This window comes from uncultured Brevundimonas sp. (assembly GCF_963974615.1).
Lineage (GTDB): Bacteria > Pseudomonadota > Alphaproteobacteria > Caulobacterales > Caulobacteraceae > Brevundimonas.
This window is the reverse complement of sequence record NZ_CAXBDH010000017.1, coordinates 15,049-35,267: the sequence shown is the minus strand read 5'-3', so window position 1 is coordinate 35,267 and position 20,219 is coordinate 15,049. Positions and strand designations below refer to the sequence as shown.

At 66.7% G+C, this 20,219-nt stretch carries 18 protein-coding genes, 1 tRNA gene and 1 other RNA gene; 2 read left to right on the top strand and 18 right to left on the bottom strand.

Going from position 1 to position 20,219, the window contains the following annotated elements; genetic code table 11:
* Positions 1-95 precede the first annotated feature (95 nt).
* The 16 genes from murG to AAC050_RS12175 all read right to left on the bottom strand — a co-directional run bounded on the left by murG (position 96) and on the right by AAC050_RS12175 (position 16,583).
* Positions 96-1,205: an undecaprenyldiphospho-muramoylpentapeptide beta-N-acetylglucosaminyltransferase gene (murG, locus tag AAC050_RS12250; RefSeq protein ID WP_339915368.1), complete on the bottom strand. Its 1,110-nt coding sequence runs from the start codon at positions 1,203-1,205 to the stop codon at positions 96-98.
* Positions 1,206-1,272: 67 nt separating this feature from the next.
* Positions 1,273-2,451 carry a putative lipid II flippase FtsW gene (gene ftsW / locus AAC050_RS12245; protein ID WP_339915367.1) on the bottom strand — a complete coding sequence of 393 codons (1,179 nt, stop codon included), beginning with the start codon at positions 2,449-2,451 and terminating at the stop codon, positions 1,273-1,275.
* Positions 2,448-3,833 carry a UDP-N-acetylmuramoyl-L-alanine--D-glutamate ligase gene (gene murD / locus AAC050_RS12240; RefSeq protein WP_339915366.1) on the bottom strand — a complete coding sequence of 462 codons (1,386 nt, stop codon included), beginning with the start codon at positions 3,831-3,833 and terminating at the stop codon, positions 2,448-2,450. The genes ftsW and murD overlap by 4 nt, the downstream gene beginning before the upstream one ends.
* A 4-nt stretch (positions 3,834-3,837) precedes the next feature.
* Positions 3,838-4,947: a phospho-N-acetylmuramoyl-pentapeptide-transferase gene (gene mraY, locus AAC050_RS12235; protein ID WP_339915365.1), complete on the bottom strand. Its 1,110-nt coding sequence runs from the start codon at positions 4,945-4,947 to the stop codon at positions 3,838-3,840.
* Positions 4,947-6,383, bottom strand: coding sequence for a UDP-N-acetylmuramoyl-tripeptide--D-alanyl-D-alanine ligase (gene murF, locus AAC050_RS12230; protein WP_339915364.1), 1,437 nt, complete (start codon positions 6,381-6,383; stop codon positions 4,947-4,949). Before murF ends, mraY begins: the two co-directional genes overlap by 1 nt.
* Complete coding sequence (locus AAC050_RS12225; RefSeq protein WP_339915363.1) at positions 6,376-7,830, bottom strand: UDP-N-acetylmuramoyl-L-alanyl-D-glutamate--2,6-diaminopimelate ligase; 1,455 nt, start codon at positions 7,828-7,830, stop codon at positions 6,376-6,378. The genes murF and AAC050_RS12225 overlap by 8 nt, the downstream gene beginning before the upstream one ends.
* Positions 7,827-9,572, bottom strand: coding sequence for a penicillin-binding protein 2 (locus AAC050_RS12220; RefSeq protein ID WP_339915362.1), 1,746 nt, complete (start codon positions 9,570-9,572; stop codon positions 7,827-7,829). The genes AAC050_RS12225 and AAC050_RS12220 overlap by 4 nt, the downstream gene beginning before the upstream one ends.
* A complete protein-coding gene (locus AAC050_RS12215) occupies positions 9,569-10,006 on the bottom strand; it encodes a cell division protein (protein ID WP_339915389.1) in 438 nt (145 codons plus the stop codon). The genes AAC050_RS12220 and AAC050_RS12215 overlap by 4 nt, the downstream gene beginning before the upstream one ends.
* A gap of 2 nt (positions 10,007-10,008) precedes the next feature.
* On the bottom strand, positions 10,009-10,962 hold the full coding sequence (gene rsmH / locus AAC050_RS12210) for a 16S rRNA (cytosine(1402)-N(4))-methyltransferase RsmH (protein ID WP_339915361.1): 954 nt from the start codon (positions 10,960-10,962) through the stop codon (positions 10,009-10,011).
* Entirely contained in the window at positions 10,959-11,429 is a 471-nt protein-coding gene (locus tag AAC050_RS12205) for a division/cell wall cluster transcriptional repressor MraZ (protein WP_339915360.1), read from the bottom strand. The genes rsmH and AAC050_RS12205 overlap by 4 nt, the downstream gene beginning before the upstream one ends.
* 297 nt (positions 11,430-11,726) lie before the next feature.
* Positions 11,727-12,105: RNase P RNA component class A (gene rnpB / locus AAC050_RS12200), an RNA gene on the bottom strand.
* A 32-nt stretch (positions 12,106-12,137) separates the two neighbouring features.
* Positions 12,138-12,626 carry a DUF6678 family protein gene (locus AAC050_RS12195; RefSeq protein WP_339915359.1) on the bottom strand — a complete coding sequence of 163 codons (489 nt, stop codon included), beginning with the start codon at positions 12,624-12,626 and terminating at the stop codon, positions 12,138-12,140.
* A gap of 6 nt (positions 12,627-12,632) precedes the next feature.
* On the bottom strand, positions 12,633-13,394 hold the full coding sequence (locus AAC050_RS12190; protein ID WP_339915358.1) for an N-acetylmuramoyl-L-alanine amidase: 762 nt from the start codon (positions 13,392-13,394) through the stop codon (positions 12,633-12,635).
* 5 nt (positions 13,395-13,399) lie between these two features.
* On the bottom strand, positions 13,400-13,720 hold the full coding sequence (locus AAC050_RS12185; RefSeq protein WP_339915357.1) for a hypothetical protein: 321 nt from the start codon (positions 13,718-13,720) through the stop codon (positions 13,400-13,402).
* 148 nt (positions 13,721-13,868) lie between these two features.
* Positions 13,869-15,650, bottom strand: a complete 1,782-nt coding sequence (sppA, locus tag AAC050_RS12180) for a signal peptide peptidase SppA (protein ID WP_339915356.1) — start codon at positions 15,648-15,650, stop codon at positions 13,869-13,871.
* Positions 15,651-15,833: 183 nt separating this feature from the next.
* Positions 15,834-16,583 carry an SIMPL domain-containing protein gene (locus AAC050_RS12175; protein WP_339915355.1) on the bottom strand — a complete coding sequence of 250 codons (750 nt, stop codon included), beginning with the start codon at positions 16,581-16,583 and terminating at the stop codon, positions 15,834-15,836.
* Positions 16,584-16,784: 201 nt separating this feature from the next.
* Between AAC050_RS12175 and AAC050_RS12170 the strand changes: the two genes are divergently transcribed.
* Positions 16,785-16,857, top strand: a tRNA-Ile gene (locus tag AAC050_RS12170).
* 105 nt (positions 16,858-16,962) lie between these two features.
* On the top strand, positions 16,963-17,229 hold the full coding sequence (locus AAC050_RS12165; protein ID WP_339915354.1) for a hypothetical protein: 267 nt from the start codon (positions 16,963-16,965) through the stop codon (positions 17,227-17,229).
* Positions 17,230-17,253: 24 nt separating this feature from the next.
* On the opposite strand, the gene AAC050_RS12160 is transcribed toward AAC050_RS12165, so the two are convergent.
* Both AAC050_RS12160 and AAC050_RS12155 read right to left on the bottom strand, forming a co-directional pair.
* Positions 17,254-18,735, bottom strand: coding sequence for a hypothetical protein (locus AAC050_RS12160; RefSeq protein WP_339915353.1), 1,482 nt, complete (start codon positions 18,733-18,735; stop codon positions 17,254-17,256).
* A 14-nt stretch (positions 18,736-18,749) separates the two neighbouring features.
* On the bottom strand, positions 18,750-20,117 hold the full coding sequence (locus AAC050_RS12155) for a tetratricopeptide repeat protein (protein ID WP_339915388.1): 1,368 nt from the start codon (positions 20,115-20,117) through the stop codon (positions 18,750-18,752).
* Between the last annotated feature and the right edge of the window lie 102 nt (positions 20,118-20,219).

Genomic DNA, 20,219 nt, shown 5'->3' with positions numbered 1-20,219 from the left:
AAGCGAGGTCAAATCCGGCTTGTTCGCAATACATGCCTCACAGATACAGCGCAGGTCTGTAAGCGAGGTTTTCGAAGGCGGTTAACAGAGGGTGTTCACCGCACCCCTGCCGTCGCCTCGACCAGGTCGGCGAGGCGCGCGCTCGCATCGGGCAAGGCCACGGACCGGGCCCCGGCGGACATGGCCGAAAGACGCGCCGGATCCGCCAGAACCCCTCCGAGAATCGCGGTCATCGTCGCGATCGAGACGTCGTCCTCGAGCACCATTTCAGCCGCCCCGGCATCGACCAGTCCGCGGGCATTGAAGCGCTGGTGGTCATCCATGGCGATCTTCAGCGGGATCAGCACCGACGGCAGGGCCGAAACGGCCAGTTCCGAACAGGTCGAAGCCCCGGCGCGGCCGACGACCAGATGGGCGGCCGAAAGCCGCGCGGCCATGTCGCCGAAGAAGGGAGCTACCTCGGCCTCGATTCCGGCTGACCGATAGACGTCCTGCGCCGCCTCAAGCATCTCGGGACGGGATTGTTGCTGCACCCGCAGGCGGGTCCGGACCGGGTCCGGCAGGGCCGCCAGGGCCCGGGGGACGATCTCCGACAGGATCCGCGCGCCCTGACTGCCGCCGGTGACGACGAGTCGGATCGGACCGCCGTCAACAGGCGCGACATAAGGACGGTCGTACAGGACGCGAATGTCCGGGCGTACCGGATTGCCCACCAGACGCACCTTGCCGGTCACGCCCGCGGGTACCCGTTCGAGTGCGGGGAAGGATGAGGCCAGGGCCTTCACCCAGGGGGCCAGTAGCCGGTTGGTACGACCAAGAACCGCATTCTGTTCGTGCAGCAGGGCGGGTCGTCCCTGACTGATCGCCGCCAGCAGGGCCGGGGCCGACGGATAGCCGCCGAAGCCCACGGCCACGGCCACATCCAGCCGCCGGAAGGCCGAACGAGCCTGGACTACGCCGCGACCGATAGCCAGACCGGCCCTGGCCAGACCCAGCGGACCGGAGCCGGTGGCGGCGTCCAGCGCCAGGCGTTCCTCGGCCGGAAAGGCCGTAGCGTACTGTTCGCCGCGCCGGTCGGTGGCCAGAACGATGCGCCAGCCGCGCCCGGCCAGCTCGCGGGCGAGGGCCTCCGCCGGAAACATATGGCCCCCGGTACCCCCGGCGGCGACGACACAGACTCTGGACGACGGGACTCGGGACGACATGGACTCTCCGGGTTTGCCCCGCCTCCTTACGTCACCCCCGCCTCCGTGCCGAGAGCGGGCCGCGAAATCAGGGCAGCAGGCGACGACGCTGGGGCAGGCTGGCCCCCGGCTCATAGGCCCCGGGGCGGCGACGGGTCAGGGCCAGGGCGAAGCCCATGGTCAGGCCCATGGCCAGCATCGACGATCCCCCATAGCTGATGAAGGGCAGGGTCATGCCCTTGGTCGGGATCAGGTTCAGGTTCACCGCGACATTGATGCAGGCCTGCAGCCCGATCAGGATGAACAGACCGGCCGCGGCCGTCTGCTCGAACGGGTCATTGAGCTTCATCGCCCGCCTCATGCCGCGAATGACGATGAAGGCGTAAAGGGCGATCATGGTCAGGGACAGGACCAGACCGAACTCCTCGGCCCCGACGGAATAGATGAAATCGGTATGCAGGTCGGGGACGTGACGTTTCATTACCCCCTCACCGACCCCGCGGCCGACCAGACCGCCGGCCCGAATGGCTTCGGACGCGCGGTCGACCTGATGGGTGTCCTCAGCTCCGGGCGAGATGAATTTGGCCAGCCGCACCCGCACATGGTCGAACAGGAAATAGATCGAGAACATGCCCGACAGCACCAGCCCGCCCAGCACCGCCATCCATTTCAGCGGCACCCCGGCCATAAAGAACACCGCCATAAAGGTGGTGGTGATCAGCAGGGTCTGGCCGATGTCGGGCTGGATCAGCAGCAGGAATACGGTCGCGGCATAGAAGCCGAAGGCGATGGAGACACCGGGCACCCCCTGGCCCTTCTGGGTTTCGGCGAACATCCAGGCGGCGACAACGATCAGGGCGGGCTTGGCGAATTCGGACGGTTGCAGGCTGAACGGACCCAGATTGATCCAGCGCGCGGCCCCCTTCACCGTGTCACCGATGAACGGCAGCATGGCCATGATCAGCAGGGCTCCGCACAACGCCAGCACTGCGATCCGGCGCACACCGCGGGGTGACAGCAATGAACTCGTCAACATCACACCCAGGCCCATCGTGGCGAAGACAATCATGCGCCATGAATAGTGGAACGGGTCGGTAATCGACTCATCGGCAAGAATGGCCGCCGGGCTGGAGGCGAAGCTGAGCGCCACGCCTATGCCCATCAGCCCCAGGGCCGCGCCCAGCAGGCCGCGGTCGACGGTCCAGAACCATTTGGCAATCGGGCCCTGGTCGTTGCGGGAGAAGGCGGGGGTGTAGCCGTGGGTCATGCGCTCGCCGCCGGGGTCGCGCCGAGGGCCAGGACGGCGGCGCGGAACGCCTCGCCCCGGGCCTCGAAGTCGGGATACTGATCGAAGCTGGCGGCGGCGGGTGACAGCAGGACGACCTCGTCGCGGCCGGTGACCATGGCGGCGGCGGCGGCGGCCTGCACGGCGCTGGCCATGTCGCCGCTGATGCGGTGGGGCGTGTCGCCGAGACGGGCCGCGAACGGACCGGCCGCCTCGCCGATCAGGAAGGCCTCGACCACGCGCGGGAACAGATCCTCGAGGTCGTCGATGCCGCCGCCCTTGGCCCGCCCCCCGGCGATCCAGAAGCTGCGTTCGTAGGAGGTCAGCGCCTGCCGCGCGGCATCGGCATTGGTGGCCTTGGAGTCGTTGATGAAGCGCACGGTTCCAAGCGTGCCGACATGTTCCATCCGGTGGGCGAGACCGGGAAAGGTCATCAAACCGCCGGCGGCTACCTCGCGTGGCACCCCCAGGGCCCGGGCTGCGCCCCAGGCGAAGGCGGCGTTCTGGGCGTTGTGGCGGCCGGGAAGCGAACGGGCGGTGTTCAAACTGGCGACGGGTTCGCCCGCAATGCTCAACACGCCGTCGTCGACGCGAATTTCGGCGGCGACCGCGGTCGACACGGTGCGGACATGTCGCCCCGGGGCCGAGAGGTCACGCGCGATCCGGTGGCTCCGGTCGTCGTCGAGACTGACCAGAGCCACAGCGTCCGGTCCCTGAGCCTGAAATATCCGGGTCTTGGCCGCGACATAGCCCTCCATCCCGCCATGCCGGTCCAGATGGTCGGGGCTGATGTTGGTCAGGATGGCCACGTCCGGCGCGAAGGTCGTGGTCAGGTCCAGCTGGTAGCTCGACACCTCGATCACATAGACCGCGTCCGGTGTAGGGGCCGGCAGGGCCAGCACCCCGATGCCGATATTGCCGCCGACATGGACGGTCAGACCGGCTTGTTCCAGCACCCAGCCAATCAGGGCCGTCGTTGTCGACTTGCCGTTGGTGCCGGTGATGGCCACGACCTTCGGGCGCTGGCCTTCCGGCAGGGCGGCGATGGCCCGGGCGAACAGCTCGATGTCGCCGATGATCTCGACGCCGGCGGCCTGCGCCTTGCCGACGGTCCAGTGCGGCTCGGGATGGGTCAGGGGCGCGCCCGGCGACAGGACCAGGGCGGCGAAGCCCGACCAGTCGGCCACGGTCAGGTCCTCGACATCGAAACCCTCGGCCTGGGCCTGCATGCGGCTGGAGACGCTGTCGTCCCACAGCACAGGTAAGGCCCCGCCGGCCTTCAGGGCGCGTGCGGCGGTGATCCCCGACCGTCCCAGGCCGAAGACCGCGATGCGCCGCCCTTCGAAACCGGGGACGGGGATCATGGGGCTACCTGAGCTTCAGCGTGGCCAGACCGGCCAGGGCCAGCATGGCCGAGACGATCCAGAAGCGGATCACCACGGTCGATTCCGGCCAGCCCAGCTTTTCGAAATGGTGGTGGATCGGGGCCATCAGGAAGATGCGTTTCTTCGTGGCCTTGAAATAGGCGACCTGGATCATGACCGAAGCCGCCTCGATCACGAACAGACCACCGACGATACCCAGCACCAGCTCGTGCTTGGTCGCCACGGCGATGGCCCCGAGCGCCCCGCCCAGGGCCAGGGAACCGGTGTCGCCCATGAAGATCTTGGCCGGCGGGGCATTGTACCAGAGGAAGCCGGTGCCCCCGCCGATGATGGCTGCGCAGAACACCGCCAGCTCGCCCGCGCCGGGCACGTGGTGGATCTGCAGATATTCCGAAAAGATGAAATTGCCGACCAGATAGGTGATCATGCCGAAGGCCGCCGCGGCCATCATCACCGGCACGATGGCCAGGCCATCAAGGCCGTCGGTCAGGTTCACGGCATTGGAAAAGCCGATGATCGTGAAGGCGGCGAACACCACATAGAACCAGCCGATGTTCAGCAGCACCGCCTTGAAGAAGGGGAAGGCGATCGAGGTCTCCAGACCCGGCGTAGTCGGCGAGGCCGTCATCCACAGCACGGTCAGAGTCCCGGCCACCACGGCGATCACGGTCTGGGCCAGCAGCTTCTGTTTCGAGGACAGACCGGCCGAGCTCTGTTTGGTGACCTTGGCGTAGTCGTCGATGAAGCCCAGCACCCCGAAGGCCGCCGTCACCCCGGAGACGATCCAGATGTAGGGATTGGTCAAGTCTCCCCACAGGAAGACGGCCACCGCGATCCCGGCCAGGATCATCAATCCGCCCATGGTCGGGGTGCCCACCTTGGACAGGTGGCTGACGGGACCGTCAGAGCGGATCGGCTGACCCTTGCCCTGTTTGGCCCGCATCCAGGCGATGAAGCGACTGCCCATGGCCACCGCGACGATCATGGCGGTCGCCATGGCCAGGGCGACCCGCACCGTCTGGTACTGGACCAGATTCAGCAGCGGATAATCCTTCGCGATATCGGCGTAGTAGAGGTAGAGCAGATAGAACATCAGACGCTCCCTGTTGCGTCGTTGAACCGGGCGTCGTGGCGGCGTTCGAGATCGGCGAGGGCGGCGGCCACGAGCGACGCCTTCGAACCGTTCGACCCCTTGACCATCACCACATCGCGCGGCCCGGCGAGATCATCGGCATGTTCGGCCAGCGCCGCGGCGGTCGGGTGCCACAGGCCGCGCCGCTCAAGCGTCATGGCGTCATGGAGAAACCGCATCTGGGTGCCCGCCATGTGCACCACATCGATGGCGCTGGCCTCGATGATTTCGGCCAGGCCCTCATGTAGGGGTCGCGACTGATCGCCCAGCTCCAGCATGTCCGACAGGATCAGCACCCGTCGCCCGCCGGTCGCAACCGTCCGCGCACCGAGACTGAGAATTCCGGCCTTCATCGACAGGGGATTGGCGTTGTAGCTCTCGTCGATCAGGGTGAAAGCGCCGCCCGGAATATTGACCGTGCGAACCTGCCCGCGGCCCGCCAGCGGCTGGAAGTCTGACAGGGCCGTCAGCGCCGTCTCGACCGGAACGTCCAGGGCTTCCAGCATCAGGATCACGGCCAGACTGTTCAGTCCCCAGTGGAAGCCCGACTGGCTGAGATTGAAATGATGGGTACGACCCCGGATTTCGGCCGAAACGCGCGCGCCCTCGGGCCCCGGCTGGAAGTCGATCAGACGGGCGTCATGGCCCGGTTCCGAACCGAAGGTAGCGATGCGGGCTCCGGCGTGCAGGGCGGCCTGGTGCAGCACCTGCTGCCAGGGATTGTCGCCGTTGATCACCGCCATCCCGCCCGGGCCGAGCCCCTCGAAGATGGCGGCCTTCTCGCGCGCCACGCCGGTCTCGCCGTCGCTGAAGCCCTCGATATGGACAGGGCCGACCGTGGTCACGCAGACAGCATGCGGCTGGACCATCCGGCTCAACGGTCCGATCTCGCCGGGCGCGTTCATGCCGATCTCGAACACCGCGCGCTCGACCGAGGCCGGCATCCGGGCCAGGGTCAGGGGCACGCCGATATGGTTGTTGTAGCTCTTGATCGAGGCATGGGCCGGACCGGCCAGATCGAGCCCGGCTTTGATCGCCTGGGTCACGCTGGTCTTGCCGACCGAGCCGGTGACGGCCCCGCGACGCACGTGTGGAGCCCGGTCCCGCGCCGCCGCCCCCATGGCCTCGAGCGCATGAAGGGTGTCTGGCACGACGATACAGGGGCCGCCGTCGACCGGACGTTCGACAAGGGCACCCGAGGCTCCGGCGGCGAAGGCAGAGGCGACGAAATCGTGCCCGTCGCGTTCGCCCTTCAGGGCGATAAACAGGTCACCCGGGACAATCTCGCGACTGTTGTAGGTGATGCCTCGAACCGAAAAGGCCCCGCCTTCGATCCGGCCTCCGGTGGCCAGAGCAATATCGGGGGCCGTCCAGAGGGGAACAGTCAGATCAGGCATGGACGCGCAGGGCCTCGGTCGCTTCAGCGGCATCGTCGAACGGCAAGGTCAGCGGACCGACGATCTGACCCTGTTCATGCCCTTTTCCGGCGATCACCACCACATCTCCGGGGCCCATGATGGCGATTGCCTGACGAATGGCCTCACGACGGTCACCGATCTCCAGCCCGTCGGGGCAGCCCTCACGCACCGCCTTGCGGATCGCGGCGGGATCTTCCGAGCGGGGATTGTCATCCGTGATGATGGCGACATCGGCCAGACGGCCGGCGACCTCTCCCATCAACGGACGCTTGGCCCGGTCACGATCGCCGCCGGCACCGAAGACCACGATCAATCGACCGATCGCATGGGGACGCAGGGCCGCCAGCACCGTCTCCAGCCCGTCGGGCGTATGGGCGTAGTCGACATAGACTTCGCCGCGGGTCGAACCGGGAATACGCTGCAGACGTCCCTGGGCCCCGGTCAGATTGCACAGGGCGGCCAGAACACGGTCGGGGGATTCTCCCGCAGCGATACAGAGCCCGGCCGCGACCAGTGCGTTCGAGGCCTGAAAGGCTCCGGCCAGCGGCAGCAGAATGTCATGCAACGTGCCCCGGACGTCGATGATCAGTCGCTGTCCCTCGAGCGTCGGGCGGCGTTCGATCAGGGTCAGGTCACGCCCCCGTTCGCCTACCCCCATCACCCCGAGACCCGACATGATACTGGCCGAGGCGAAGCTGGAGTAGGCCCCGGAATCGGCGTTCAGAACAGCCGTGCGGCCGCGCGGCAGCAGGGTTTCGAACAGCCGCAGCTTGGCGGCGCGGTAGTCCTCCATCGTGCCGTGATAGTCGAGATGATCCTGGGATAGGTTGGTAAAGGCCGCCGCCCTGAACGTGACTCCGTCCAGCCGACGCTGGTCGACACCATGGGACGAGGCCTCAAGTGCCAGATGGGTGACCTTTTCCCGCGCCAGCTGGGCCAGGGTTCGGGCGGCATCTGCAGCGTCCGGGCTGGTCAGACCCGGCGGGGTCAGGACCCGGTGAGCATTGCCGGCCTGGGCGACGACCCCGAGGGTACCCATGCTGGCGGCCTTGAGACCGAGCGAGGCCCAGATCTGACGACAGAAGGTGGCGACCGAGGTCTTGCCGTTGGTGCCGGTAACGGCCACGCACACGGTCGGCTGGGTGCCATAGAAACTGCGCGCGGCCAGGGCATAGGCGCGACGCACATCCGCCGAGGTGACCAGGACCGGAGCCGAGCCGTCCGGCGTATCCGGCGGGGCCAGCACCGCAGCAGCGCCCTGGGCCAGAGCCTGGGGGATGAAGGCACGGCCATCGACGACACTGCCCGGCATGGCGACGAACAGGGACCCGGGCCCGACCTGACGGCTGTCGGCGGTCACCCCGGTGATGACCGGATCAGCGGCCACATCACGGCACAGCAGGTCGGACAGGCGGCGAGCGCTCATCTGCCGTCCCCTTCCACGCCCTCAAGAGTCGGAACCCGCTCGCCCTGGGCCGTGCGCCAGGCGTCGGCGCGGCGCTCGACTCCGAGGAAGGGGGCGATGCGGTCGGCGATCCGGCCCACCGCCGGAGCGGCGACATAGCCGCCGGTGCGCGGATAGGCCGAGGGCTCGTCGATCAGGATCAGGATCGAATAGCGCCGCGCATCAAGGGGACCGTCGGCGGGGAAGACCGCCGTGAAGGTGCCGACCGCATGAGTCGGATCATAGTGACCTCCGACCAGCTTGTTGGCCGAGCCGGTCTTGCCGCCGACACGCAGACCTGCGGCCTCGGCGAAACCGCCCGAGCCGCGCACCACATTCAGCCGCAACAGGTCGAGCAGGGTCTGGGACGTCCCGGGCGAAACAACCTGCCGCCCGCGCGGCGGCGCGCCACTGGTCTTGCGCAGGGTCAGGGGAATGAACCGGCCGCCGTTGGTCAGCGCGCCCATGGCGACCGCCATCTGGGCCGGGGTGATCATGATGCCGTAGCCAAACGACAGGGAGGCCAGGGTCGAATCGTCCCAGCGACGCGGACGGCGCGGACGGGCCGACTCCTTCAGCTCGATCGGTGCCGCATCCATCAGACCCAGGCGGGTGAAATAATCGCGCATGACGTTGCCGCCCATCTCGACCGCCAGCCGCGACGTACCGATGTTCGAGGAGTGAAGGTAAACTTCCTCGAGAGTCATAATCCGATTCTGGGCATGGAAATCGGTGATGCGACGGTTGCCGATCATATAGGCTTCAGACGCATCAAACAGGGTGTTCATGTCAGCCCGACCCGTGTCGAGACCCGCAGCCACAGTGAAGGTCTTGAACACCGACCCCATCTCATAGTGGGCCGAAGTCACCCGGTTGAGACGGTCGCTGGTGGGCCAGCTGGCCATGCCCAGGACCTCGCCGGTCTGCACATCGGTAATGATGCCCACAGCCCCCTTGGCTCCATTCTCCACGGCGGCGACGGCAAGCTCGTTCTCCAGCACACCCTGAACGCGGAGGTCGATCGACAGCTGGAACGGGACCCCCTTCGCTCCGGCGGCACGGATTTCGTCATTAAAGGCCAGCTCGGCCCCGGAAATTCCCACGCCTCCGGTATCAGCGTCGCCGATAAGATGACGGGCTGATGTCCCCAGCGGATAGACCCGCCGGTCCTCGGGCTCGAACGACAGACCGCCGAGCGCCAGTCCATGCAGGGCACCACGCTCGGCCGGTGTCAGGCCCTGCCTAACAATCAGACGGCGATCGCCGTCAAGAACCCGACGCAGGCGCGCCGACGAAACGCCCGGCAGAACCCGTTTGATCTGACGCGCCGCAGCCTCCCGGTCCCAGACTTCGGTCGGGTCGATATAGAAGGCGTAATGGACGATGTTGGTCGCCAGCAACGCCCCGTTGCGGTCCACCAGATCGCCCCGGACCAGAGCTCCCGGGTTGCCGAGGGACCCACTGCCGCCACGGGGAACCATCAGGGCGGCGTGGGTCGCCCCCACGGCCAGACCGGCAAAGGCAACGGCAAAGACCGCCAGAATCAGAAAAATGCGGACGCGAGTATCTTCCTCAGGCCGCGCGTCGGCACGTGCTCGTCCGAAGGCGTGCTCGATCCACCAGATGCCCTCGGCCAGCCAGCGCCACGACGGCGACACCCGACGGGTCTGACGCGAACCCGGTGCCGGACGATCATAAACCGGCAGATGATCATGGACGCTCATCGACCGTCCTCCGGAGTCATCGGGGCTTCGGCACCCACGGCTGCGGTCTCGGCCGCTGCAGCTGCCGTCGTCGGGGCAACGATCACCGGACGCGGATCAGGTATCGGCGCAAGGACCGAAAGGGCAGCCTCGGTCGCCCGGCGATGTACGTCGACCGGACCGAGGCCGGCGTCACGCGACAGAGCCTCCAGACGCGCAGGCTGCTCCAGCCGCGCCACCTCGGCCCGAAGCAGGCGTACCCGCTGGCCGTTGCGATCGATCTGGCGCTCAAGGTCGCTGATGCGCGCGCCCTCGCGGGCCGCACCGGCCTTGGCCACATAGACCGAGAAGATCATGGCCGCGACCAGCATCAGACCGATGATTTCGATCCAGCGGATGCCGCGAACCTTCCAGTCAAACAGGCGCTGAAATGCATTTCGGGGAGCCAATTGCATCGTCACGCGGCCAGCCCTCCCCACGCTGGGGCCGCAGTGCGGACAGCGGCGCGCAGCCGGGCCGACCGGGCCCGGGGATTGGCGTCCAGCTCGACCGGGCTCGCCTCATGCGCCCCCTTGAACTGCAGGGTAAAACTGGGCTTGCGGGTCTCGACCAAGGCTGGCGCATGACGTGAACCGCCCGGCGCATTGCCGCTGCGCTCGGTCAGGAAGGCCTTGACGATCCGATCCTCCAGCGAATGGAAGGTGACCACCGCCAGCCGCCCGCCGGGCGACAGACAGGCCTCGGCCGCCTCGAGCCCCGCACGCAGCTCGCCCAGCTCGTCATTGACGGCGATACGCAAGGCCTGGAACACCCGGGTCGCCGGGTGAATCGCCGCCCCGCGTCGCCCGCCGAGCGCCTTCTCGACCACCGCCGCGAGATCGAGGGTCCGCTCGAACGGCTTTTCGACCCGCCGCCGCAGGATGGCGGTGGCCACCCGGCCCGACTGACGCTCGTCGCCGTACAGTTTGAAGATGTGGGCCATCGGCCCGTGGTCCCAGGTGTTGACGATGTCGGCGGCGGTGTCGCCCTCGTCGCCCATCCGCATGTCCAGCGGACCGTCGCGCATAAAGGAGAAGCCGCGCTCGGCCTGGTCCAGCTGCATCGAGGAAACACCGATATCGAAAACCACGCCGTCCAGCCGCTCACGCCCGCTGTCGGCGAAGGCCTCGGCCAGGCCCGAAAACGGGGTCCGCACCAGGATGAATTTGCCGGGATAATCGTTGGCGACCGCCTCGGCATAGGGCTGGACGGTCGGGTCGCGATCGAGGGCGATGACCTCGGCCCCGGTCGCCAGAATGGCCCGGGTATAGCCGCCGGCCCCGAAGGTGGCATCAATGATCACATCACCGGATCCGGGAGTCAGGGCGGCGGTCACCTGGTCGATCAGAACGGGAGCGTGAGGTGCGCTCATCCGATACCGCCGGGCTTGAGCATCTGACGGCGCATCTCGCCGAACTGGGCCAGGCCGTCACGGGCCATGCGACGCTGCTCGGCGCGATGCAGGGCCCACTTCTCGCGGTTCCAGATCTGGAACCGTTCACCGACGCCGTAGATGACCACCGCCTCGGTCAGTTCGACCTCGGCACAAAGGGATTCGGGCAGGGTGATGCGGCCACCGGAATCGTAGGCCAGGGGCTTCTGCTCGCCGAAGATTGATGCCTCCAGCGCAGACCGGTACGGGTCACCGAAGGGTAGACTCTCAATCACATCCCGGTACTCGGCGAACAGCTTGTCACCGCCGGCTTCGAGACAGTCCGCTTCAATAGAGGGAAAACAGAAGACGCCGTGCTCTGCGCCGTTTTCGGCCGTGCGGAATTCCTGGGGGATCAAGAGACGGCGCTTGCCGTCCAGCTGCTTCTCGTAGGTCGAGAGAAACACGCTCTGCCCTATCGAGCCCGTAAGCTCGCCCCTGAAATCCGTGACGTGCCCTATGCGACGCCGCTCAACCCCAATTCATTCGAATGGGATAACATGGGATCGAATGGGTCTCAATGGGAATAGTTGACACTTTTTAACCAAGTTCGACCTGACCCGGCCACAGCACACCTGTTCAGGGACAGAACACAAACAGAACATCACAAGTATAGGGAGGCCGATGACCACTTGCGGACCCCTCCCTGGCCCCCGGAGGCTAACGAGCCCCCGGGACGTGCGGGCAGTGGTTTCACCGAAAAAAATACCAGACGGCCTGTAAGCCGGGTTCTGTCCCCGTCCGGGGACGGGTGACGATCATTCCTCTGGACCGCCCGTTGCCGGACGGTTCTCGCGACCTACCCGGACGCCTCGGGCGGTGAACCCTGCGGCCGAAACCGCGCGACATCCCTATTCGGTCTTGCTCCAGGCGGGGCTTGCCATGCCGTCGCTGTTACCAGAGACGCGGTGGGCTCTTACCCCACCCTTTCACCCTTACCGGTCCCGCAGGTCCGGAGGTTTGCTTTCTGTGGCGCTATCCCTCGGGTCACCCCGGGCGGGCGTTACCCGCCGCCTTTTCACCGTGGAGCCCGGACTTTCCTCGACAGGCGCAAGCGCCCGCCGCGACCGCCCGGCCGTCTGGTGCGCGAGAGATGGGCGTTCCGGGCCCGCGCGTCAATCCGCCGTCGGACCGGGATCCGGATCCAGGGTCGGGTCGCTTGCGGCATAACCGTAAACCCAGAACCCGCGTCTATCTTCGCGGAAGGGAATGTTCAGTCCCTTCAACTCGTCCCGGAGCGCTTCCGAACAGTCACCCGCCAGAGTCAACGGCAGCAGGGCCCCCGTCTCGCGCCAGTACTGCGGAATGATCCGCAGCCACTCGATCGAATGAAACGGCTCCAGACATTCGTGACACCAGCACCCCTGCGACGGGATGCGGTCGCTCTCCCAGAGGGGTTCAGGGGAATCGAGTACGTCCTGCCGCTGGTAGGGCGGCGCAAAGGTCAGGCGCTGGATAGCCGCTTTCAGCTCCATCCAGCGTGTCTGGTTCATGAAGGAGGCCAGCCCCCGACGCTCGACCTCGGCCCTGACCCGGGTCCGTTGTTTCGCCCGGAAAGCCTGATCCTGCTGCCGGAGCGCGTCGATATCGGGGCCGTTCGCCATGGTACTCTAGGACAGCACGCCGGTTGGGCTTTCCGTCGCCGCCAGCTGCAACACCCCCATCAGGGTGGCGCGGGTTTCACCGTCGGCAATGCCGTCGACGCGATCCTGACGCCAGTGGCGCTGGAAGGCCTCGACCGCCAGCCGGGTGTCGTCGTCATAGTTGCCGCCGGGCGGCAGGCCATAGCCGAGGCGATGCAGACCGGCGCGCAGCACGATCACGCCCAGTCCCTCGTCGCCGATGGTCAGGGCCGGGCCGAGAGCAGCGATCCGTTCAGGCGCGGGCTCGAACCACAGGCCGTGGCCGGCGGCGGCCAGGGTCTTCCACGGAAACAACTCGCCGGGATCCTGCTTGCGGCCGGGGGCCAGGTCGGAATGGGCGATGATCCGGGCGTCGGGGATGGTCCAGCGCGAGCGGACGTCGGCGACCAGGGCGATCACAGCCTCGATCTGGACGTCGGGAAAGGCGCGATAGCCGAACTCATGGCCTGGATTGACAATCTCGATACCGATCGAGGCGGCATTGCAGTCGGTCTCGCCCTGCCACGCGCCCTTGCCGGCATGCCAGGCGCGGCGTTCCTCGGGTACCAGCCGCAGGATGCGACCGTCCTCGTCCACGACATAATGGGCTGAAACCTCGGCGGAAGGATCACGCAGCCGGGCCACGGCAGCCTCGGCGGTTTGCATGCCGGTATAGTGGAGCACCAGCATGTCAGGCAGTGCGCGCCGGGCATCAAAGCTCGGCGACGGGGCGTCAGTGATGTCGAGCATGGGGCTTACCGCCCCTGACGTTCCCAGCCGTAGGCGACCCATTCCCCATCGACCTTGTGCGCCTCGATCACATCCTCGCCCCGCCGGTCACGACGGGAAAAACGACGACGCGCACGAATGGCCAGGCCGGCGAGAAAGATCAGCACCGCGCCGAACACTGCAATAACCGTGACGGCGACGGCCGTGAAGACGGCCAGAACGGCACCAATGGTCATGGCCGCCAGGGTGGCGATCAGGCCGCACAGCCACACCACCGGTGCCAGAAGCACCGGTACCGGACGACGGGCGCTGGCCCCCTGCGGATTGAAACCGTTGGTCGGGATCATCGAGCTACCTGTTGCAACGTTCCAGAGAACGTCCAGACGACAATGTCGGTCTATCCAGACCTGCGGTCAATGGAACAGACCTTCACAGGCGAGTGTGAATCCTGAACATGCGGATGAGCCAAAGGCGGCGCAGAGAATAAACTCGCTATCAATCAAGCGGTTGTTCGGCGAGAACCGACGCACCGGTTCCGCGCATACGATCCGCCTCGATTCGGTGGATAACGGCCTGCGCCTGCGGATCGGCCATGATTCCGCCGATCCCGACCAGAACCCGGGCCGCCTCGCTGGAAACACCAAAAGCGTCCGACAGGGCCTCCCACGGCGATTTCGGGGCCGGATAGCGCTTGAACCGGACCGACTCATCCTCAGGGATTTCCGCCAGAATGCGCGCCCGGTTGATCGCCTCATGCAGACCGCCGAGTTCATCGACCAGCCCGAGCGCCTTGGCCTGGGCCCCGGTCCAGACCCGGCCCCGGGCGATTTCCCGAACCCGGGCGGGCGTCAGGTGCCGTCCCGTGGCGACGCGGGTAATGAACTCCTCATAGGTACGATCCATCGAGGCAGAAAACGCCGCGCGCTGGGCCACCGTGAAGGGCTCGGACGGCGAAAAGGCATCCGCATACTGACCGCCGACCGACAGGCCGCGCATGTCGACGCCGAAACGGCCCAGGGCGTTGGCAAGCACGAATTTGCCACCGTATACCCCGATCGATCCGGTCAGGGTCGAAGGCTGGGCCACAATGTAGTCAGCTTCCGAACTGATCCAGTAACCGCCCGAGGCCGCGTAGGCTCCCATCGACACCACCACCGGCTTGCCCGCCGCCCTGGCCGCGCGAACGGCGGCGAGGATCTGTTCCGAGGCCTCGGGCGAACCGCCCGGCGAAGAGACGCGGAAGACGATAGCCTTCACGTCCTTGTCCTCAATGGCGTCATAGAGGGCCTCAGCCAGATCATCCGAGCGGATCGATGATCCGCTGCTGAAGCCGCCGCTCCCCCCGGTACCGGTCAGGATCGCGCCTTCGCCGCCAACGATGGCGATGGCGTTCCGACCCGAGCCGCTGCGCTCTCCCTTGGCCGAAGCGTAGTCGCCGAATTCAACCATCACCGCGTTTCGTCCGGCGCGCCGCTTGATTTCGGCCTCGGCCTCCTCGACCTGTCCGATCTTGTCGATCAGCTTGTGCTGCAGGGCTTCAGCCGATGACCAGGGCCCGCCCTCGATCGCGGTACGCAGGGCGACCTGAGTGGTCTTGCGGTCACTGGCGGCATTGGCAATGGCACTGGTGTAGATGGAGGTCATCCACGCCGTCATCGCCTCGCGATGGGCCGGGGTGAAGTCGCTCTGGGTGTATTCGTTGACAGCGTTTTTGTACTCGTAGCGCTGTTCAAACTGGGCGTTGACGCCGTATTTGTCGAAGGCCCGGCCGAGGAAGACCTGGTCGGCGGAAAAACCCGTCAGCTGGAAACTGGCCGTGTTCTGCATCCACAGTTCAGAGGCCGAGGCCCCGACCATATAGCTGGAAATGGTGGTGCCGACCGGCTGGAAGCCCTGACTGTGGGCGATGACGACCTTGCCCGAGGCCCGGAAGCGCCGCACGGCCTGACGAACCTCGTCGGCGGCAGCCGGTGTGATCCCGGCTTCCGGCAGGCGGATCAGCAGGGCCTTCACATGGCGGTCGTCCTCGGCCTGGGCCAGGGTGTCGACCACCTGCATGACCGACAGGCTCGATCCGCCGAAGGCGGCGAAGGGATTGGTCGGATCCTGGTCCGTCAGCCCCTCGCGCAGGTCCAGTTCCAGCACCGTATTGGCGGCGGTGACCGGCGGGGCCGAGGCCGAGGACACGGCCGCGGTGATCAGCACGAAGGGCACGATCACGACAAACAGGATGAGGCCGAGAAAAACACCCAGCACCGTCAGGAAAAACTGTTTCATGAAAAGCGACTAATCCGGTCGGGAACAGGCAGGAAGCGGCCCGGTCCGGACCATAGAGGGCGAACCGTCAGCGTCAAATGAACGTCTCGTAGAGAGGGAATCGTGCAGCGAACCACCCCGCAGAGATCTAGTGGAAAAGGGCCCGCCGTCGCCGACGGGCCCTTCCCGGATAGCGTCGTGACCCTAGCGTCCCAGATCGTAAACGCCGGTAATATCGATGCGCACCGTCAGCTCACCGGCGGCGACCGGGGTCGAACTGTCGGCCATACTCATTTCCGCCCGGGCATACATGGGCTGCGGGGGGCGCGGATTGTAACCGCCGGACTCGCTGAGCGAACGGATCCCGACCAGCGGCACGCCGAGCGCCTGGGCATACAGTGCGGCCTTGGCCTGCAGGTCCCGCACGGCCAGCCGGCGCGCCTGGTCCTCGGCGGCGGCGGAGTCCTTCAGGCCGAAGCTGATGCCGTCGATCTGATTGACCCCGGCGGCGACCACGGCGTCAGCGGTCGTACCGACCCGATTCATGTCGTTGATGGTCACCGTGACCCGGTTGTTGGCCTGATAGCCGCGCAGTTTCGGCGGCTGGTTCTGGACGTAGTCATACTGGGCGGACAGGTTCAGGCCCGAGGTCTGGACGTCACGCTCGGCGATACCGGCCCGACGCAAGGCGGCCATGACCTCGGTCATGCGCGCCGCGTTCTGGCGCATGGCCGCGGCGGCGGTCGGGGCCTCGGTCAGGACGCCGAAGCTGATGGTGGCCATATCCGGGGCCATGCGTACCTCGCCATGGGCGGACAGGTTCAGCGACGGCGGGGCCTGCATCATATGCATGCCGGCCATCGGGGCCGTCTGGGCCAGGGCGGCGGGCGCGGACAGGGCGGTGGCGGTCATCAGCGCCGCCCCCAGCGAGAGGGCACGAAAACGTCGGGTCATGTCAGTCATTCTCCGGAGATGCATCATCGACCCCGACGATATCGCCGGGTCGCGGCCGAACCTTGGCCATTTGCACCTAAACAACGCCCCGGACCCGGGGGCAGGTTCCGTTCATTGCCGGAAATACCCGAAGGCAGTCGACCCACCATGACGCTTGGCAAGGCGCGCGACTGGCTGCTAGGCGAAGACACCGCCCTCGGCGGGCCCGTAGCTCAATGGTTAGAGCCGACCGCTCATAACGGTCTGGTTGGGGGTTCGAGTCCCTCCGGGCCTACCGTGGCGACTTTTTCTCTATCTGTATCGACCCGGCCGGGCCGGATTGATCTGGCGCAAGTCGCCAATCGGATTTTGCGCCTAAACGGGCCGCGGAGGATCGGTCATGAATCTGAACGCCATCAGTGAATATCGCCTGCTGGGGGCGGCCTTGGTCATACTGGGGCTATCGCTGGGACTGACCGCCGCGCTCGCCGCCCGGCTGGCCCTGATCCATATGGTTGGCCTCGGCGCGATCTGCGGCGATCTCTCGGCGCACTGTGTCTGGTGCGCGGTTGCACCGCTGGCAGGTCTGGCCGCCGTCGCCGCCTGCCTCGCCGGTTTCGCGTTCTGGCAGCAGACAGCCACGGACCCTTCAGTTCCAGTCGGCTGAGCACCCGCCCTGTGGCAGGCCGTATCAGCGCCGCCAACCCCCGCCCCGGCTCCAGCGATCGTCACCGGTATAGCGGTCATCCTCGACGTAGCGGCCATCACGGTCGTACCAGCCCGAACCGTTCTGATAGGCGTCGTAGCCGTCCAGATGATAGCTGTCGTCCTGATAGGGCAGACCCAGCATGCCGTCCTCGTCGTCCCACCAGTCGCGCGGATAGGGCGCGTTGACGCAGGTCCAGCCATCCCCCCCGTTCCATTGCGGCTCATAGCGACCGCGATAACGATCCCGGAACGTCGGACGACAGACATGTTGCGACCAGACCCGGTTGCCGCTGGCCTCAAGCGTGGCGCTTCTCTCGGTGAAGAAGACCTGGCGCACCCCGGCGAAGACGTTGTTCGTGACCACAGCCCGGCCCGAAGCCGCGGCCACCCCGACCGTCGAGGCCCGGATCCGGCTGTCGGCCAGGGTCAGTTCGCCATTGTAGAGCACCACGCCCTTGTCCGAACGACCGACCCGGCTGCCGTGGATGCTGACCGACGCGCCCTCGATGGCGACGCCCTCGACATAGCCGAGGATGGCCGTGTTCTCGATCTCGACCCGGCCATAGGCCCGGCCCGAACGAATGATCATGCCGATCGAGCGCGGCCCGAAACTGTTGGGGGCCCCGGTGCCCTTGAAGGTCGAGGTGGAGATGCGTGAGGTCTGACCGGCCCCGGGGATCAGCTCGATGCCCGTCTGGGCCCCGGTGACGACCAGCTCATAGGCCGTAAGCGCGGCTCCGTCGGCGATGATCGCCGGCGCAATCGTCTGGGCGTCGATCATCGCGTTACGGATGTCGATCAGGCCGCCGTCGGCATAGATCGCGGCCTCGTCACCCACGTGCCGGAAGCCGACCCGATTCAGGACGATTTCGGCTCCGTAACCGACGATACAGGCGGCGTCACCGCCGTTGGGCGAGGCGAAGACGACGTCACGAATCTCGACCCGCACGCCGCGGGCCACGGTGATGCACGGCAGTCCGTCCGGAGCCTGAAGCGTCGGCGTGGTGCCGCGACCCCAGTCCCGCGGATCGAAGCCGCCCTCACCGATCACGGTCATCGGCTTGTCGATATCGAGCCAGCCGACGCAGGCCCCGGCCCGGGCCCGGATGACCAAGGTCCCGCCCGGGCGCACGCGGCGCACCGCATCCTCGACGGCCCCGCTGCCGGGATTGCCGCCGCAGTCGACCAGGACGATCTCCTCGCCACCATGACGATACGGCTCAGGCCGCCAGTCCGGCCGGTGGTCGCGGCGGTAATCATAGCGGCGATGGTGCGTCGTGCGCCGGCGGGTCGCATGGGTCGGCGGGTCCAGCAATATGCCGAAATTGGGCCGGGTCTGGCTTTCGACCCTGGCCGCGACCTGAGCACTGGCGTCCGACGGCTGACCGGCGATCGCACCGGACAGGGCGACGGCGAGGCCGAAAGCAACGCCGCTGATCAGGCCACGAACTGGACGGTTGGTCATGATTCCACGCCCTCCTAGCGGCGCTGCGAGCGGGACACCTGGGCCAGGACGGCTTGCAGGCGGGAAGCGGACGGTCCGAAGCCGGCCAGGGCGGAGTCGATTCTCAAGGCCACGGCGTTAGCCTTGTCCTGATCGGCGACCCCGGAAACCCCCAGGGCGAAATAGGTCGACATGGCGAATTTGGCCTCGGGGCTGCCCTGTTTCGCGGCCTCCTCGAACCAGTGGAAGGCCCGGGCGTAGTCGGGCGGAACCCCGATGCCTTCGGCATGCATAACCGCCAGCACCAGCTGGGCCTCGGACGAGCCGTTGACCGCCGCCAACTGCACCGCGCGGACCCGCTCCAGATAGGACAATCGCCCGTCCATCGGATGGCCGAGCATGGCCTCCAGCGTCTCGATCTGGCGCTTGGACAGCTGTTCGGGCCGACCGGCCACAGTATCGGTTACGCCGAGATAGCGCAGCGCCCGTCCAACATGGACGAACGGCAGTTCGGTGACCCGCGACAGGGCATATTCATAAGCATCGCCCCGAGGTCGACTCTCGTCCGAGAAAGGCACACCCGAGGCCGGAGCCGTGTTCGGATAGAATTCGAAAGGCGGCACCCACTGACGGGCCTTGGCCTCAACGAAGGCCCCATATCGCCCCCGGCTCGGCGACGAACGCTCGAAATCCTTGAGCAGGACATAGGCCCCGATGTCACCGGTCTGCACCGCGAGATAATTGTACAGATAGGCGTCGACGTCATTGCGCTGGAACAGGTTGACGGCCGTCTGCCGACCCCGCCCACGGCTGTCCGGACGAACATGATCCCGATTGTCGCCAAGGGCCTCGCGGGCTTCGCGGTTATCCTCGGGCTCGCCGAAGGGGCCGTAGAGGGAGTCATGCAGGCGAGCGAGGGTGCGGAACCCCTTCGCGTCCTGGGTCGACAGAACATAGATGACCCGGTCACGGACCGATTCCTGTTCCTCGCGCGTCATCTGCGCCAGCTGGCGATCCAGCCGCTGATAGATGTTGTGGCGTTCCCAGGCCCGACAATCATCATAGCGGGACAGCGGCCGCCAGCCGCCCAGTCCACCGCGATCGACCCGGTTGATCGGGGCATAGCCCTCGTCATTGGCCAGGGCCATGGCCAGCCAGACCGAACTCTCGATCGGGTCCTCGATATTCTTGTCGGTCGCCTTCACCGCCGAATAGCGGGAGCCCAGTTCAAGTTGGGCGAAGAAGTCTCCCCGGAAGGCGGCCCGGCGCAGCGCGCGCAGACTGGTTTCCTGGGCATTGAACTCTGCACCGGTGATGGAGGCCGGACGCGGGCAGGCATTGGCACCGCCGACTGCCGCGTCGCGACGCCAGAACTGGAGACCACGGTCGCCACAGCTGCCCATGGCCAGAGCGGTGACAGCCAGCACACCGATGACGGCGGCGACGGCAAAAGGGCCACGGCGGTGCCGGAAGGTGGGGCGATCGTCGTCGATACCGTCGCGCTC

Bases quoted from the DNA above. Each gene is read 5' to 3' on its own strand.
- AAC050_RS12185 (WP_339915357.1), bottom strand. From the start codon at position 13,720: ATGATCCCGACCAACGGTTTCAATCCGCAGGGGGCCAGCGCCCGTCGT.
- AAC050_RS12160 (WP_339915353.1), bottom strand. From the start codon at position 18,735: ATGACCAACCGTCCAGTTCGTGGCCTGATCAGCGGCGTTGCTTTCGGC.
- AAC050_RS12225 (WP_339915363.1), bottom strand. From the start codon at position 7,830: ATGAGCGCTCGCCGCCTGTCCGACCTGCTGTGCCGTGATGTGGCCGCT.
- murF (WP_339915364.1), bottom strand. From the start codon at position 6,383: ATGCCTGATCTGACTGTTCCCCTCTGGACGGCCCCCGATATTGCTCTG.
- ftsW (WP_339915367.1), bottom strand. From the start codon at position 2,451: ATGACCCACGGCTACACCCCCGCCTTCTCCCGCAACGACCAGGGCCCG.
- murG (WP_339915368.1), bottom strand. From the start codon at position 1,205: ATGTCGTCCCGAGTCCCGTCGTCCAGAGTCTGTGTCGTCGCCGCCGGG.
- rsmH (WP_339915361.1), bottom strand. From the start codon at position 10,962: ATGAGCGCACCTCACGCTCCCGTTCTGATCGACCAGGTGACCGCCGCC.
- AAC050_RS12155 (WP_339915388.1), bottom strand. From the start codon at position 20,117: ATGGGCAGCTGTGGCGACCGTGGTCTCCAGTTCTGGCGTCGCGACGCG.
- AAC050_RS12215 (WP_339915389.1), bottom strand. From the start codon at position 10,006: ATGCAATTGGCTCCCCGAAATGCATTTCAGCGCCTGTTTGACTGGAAG.
- AAC050_RS12175 (WP_339915355.1), bottom strand. From the start codon at position 16,583: ATGACCCGACGTTTTCGTGCCCTCTCGCTGGGGGCGGCGCTGATGACC.
- murD (WP_339915366.1), bottom strand. From the start codon at position 3,833: ATGATCCCCGTCCCCGGTTTCGAAGGGCGGCGCATCGCGGTCTTCGGC.
- AAC050_RS12190 (WP_339915358.1), bottom strand. From the start codon at position 13,394: ATGCTCGACATCACTGACGCCCCGTCGCCGAGCTTTGATGCCCGGCGC.
- mraY (WP_339915365.1), bottom strand. From the start codon at position 4,947: ATGTTCTATCTGCTCTACCTCTACTACGCCGATATCGCGAAGGATTAT.
- sppA (WP_339915356.1), bottom strand. From the start codon at position 15,650: ATGAAACAGTTTTTCCTGACGGTGCTGGGTGTTTTTCTCGGCCTCATC.
- AAC050_RS12220 (WP_339915362.1), bottom strand. From the start codon at position 9,572: ATGAGCGTCCATGATCATCTGCCGGTTTATGATCGTCCGGCACCGGGT.
- AAC050_RS12165 (WP_339915354.1), top strand. From the start codon at position 16,963: ATGAATCTGAACGCCATCAGTGAATATCGCCTGCTGGGGGCGGCCTTG.
- AAC050_RS12195 (WP_339915359.1), bottom strand. From the start codon at position 12,626: ATGGCGAACGGCCCCGATATCGACGCGCTCCGGCAGCAGGATCAGGCT.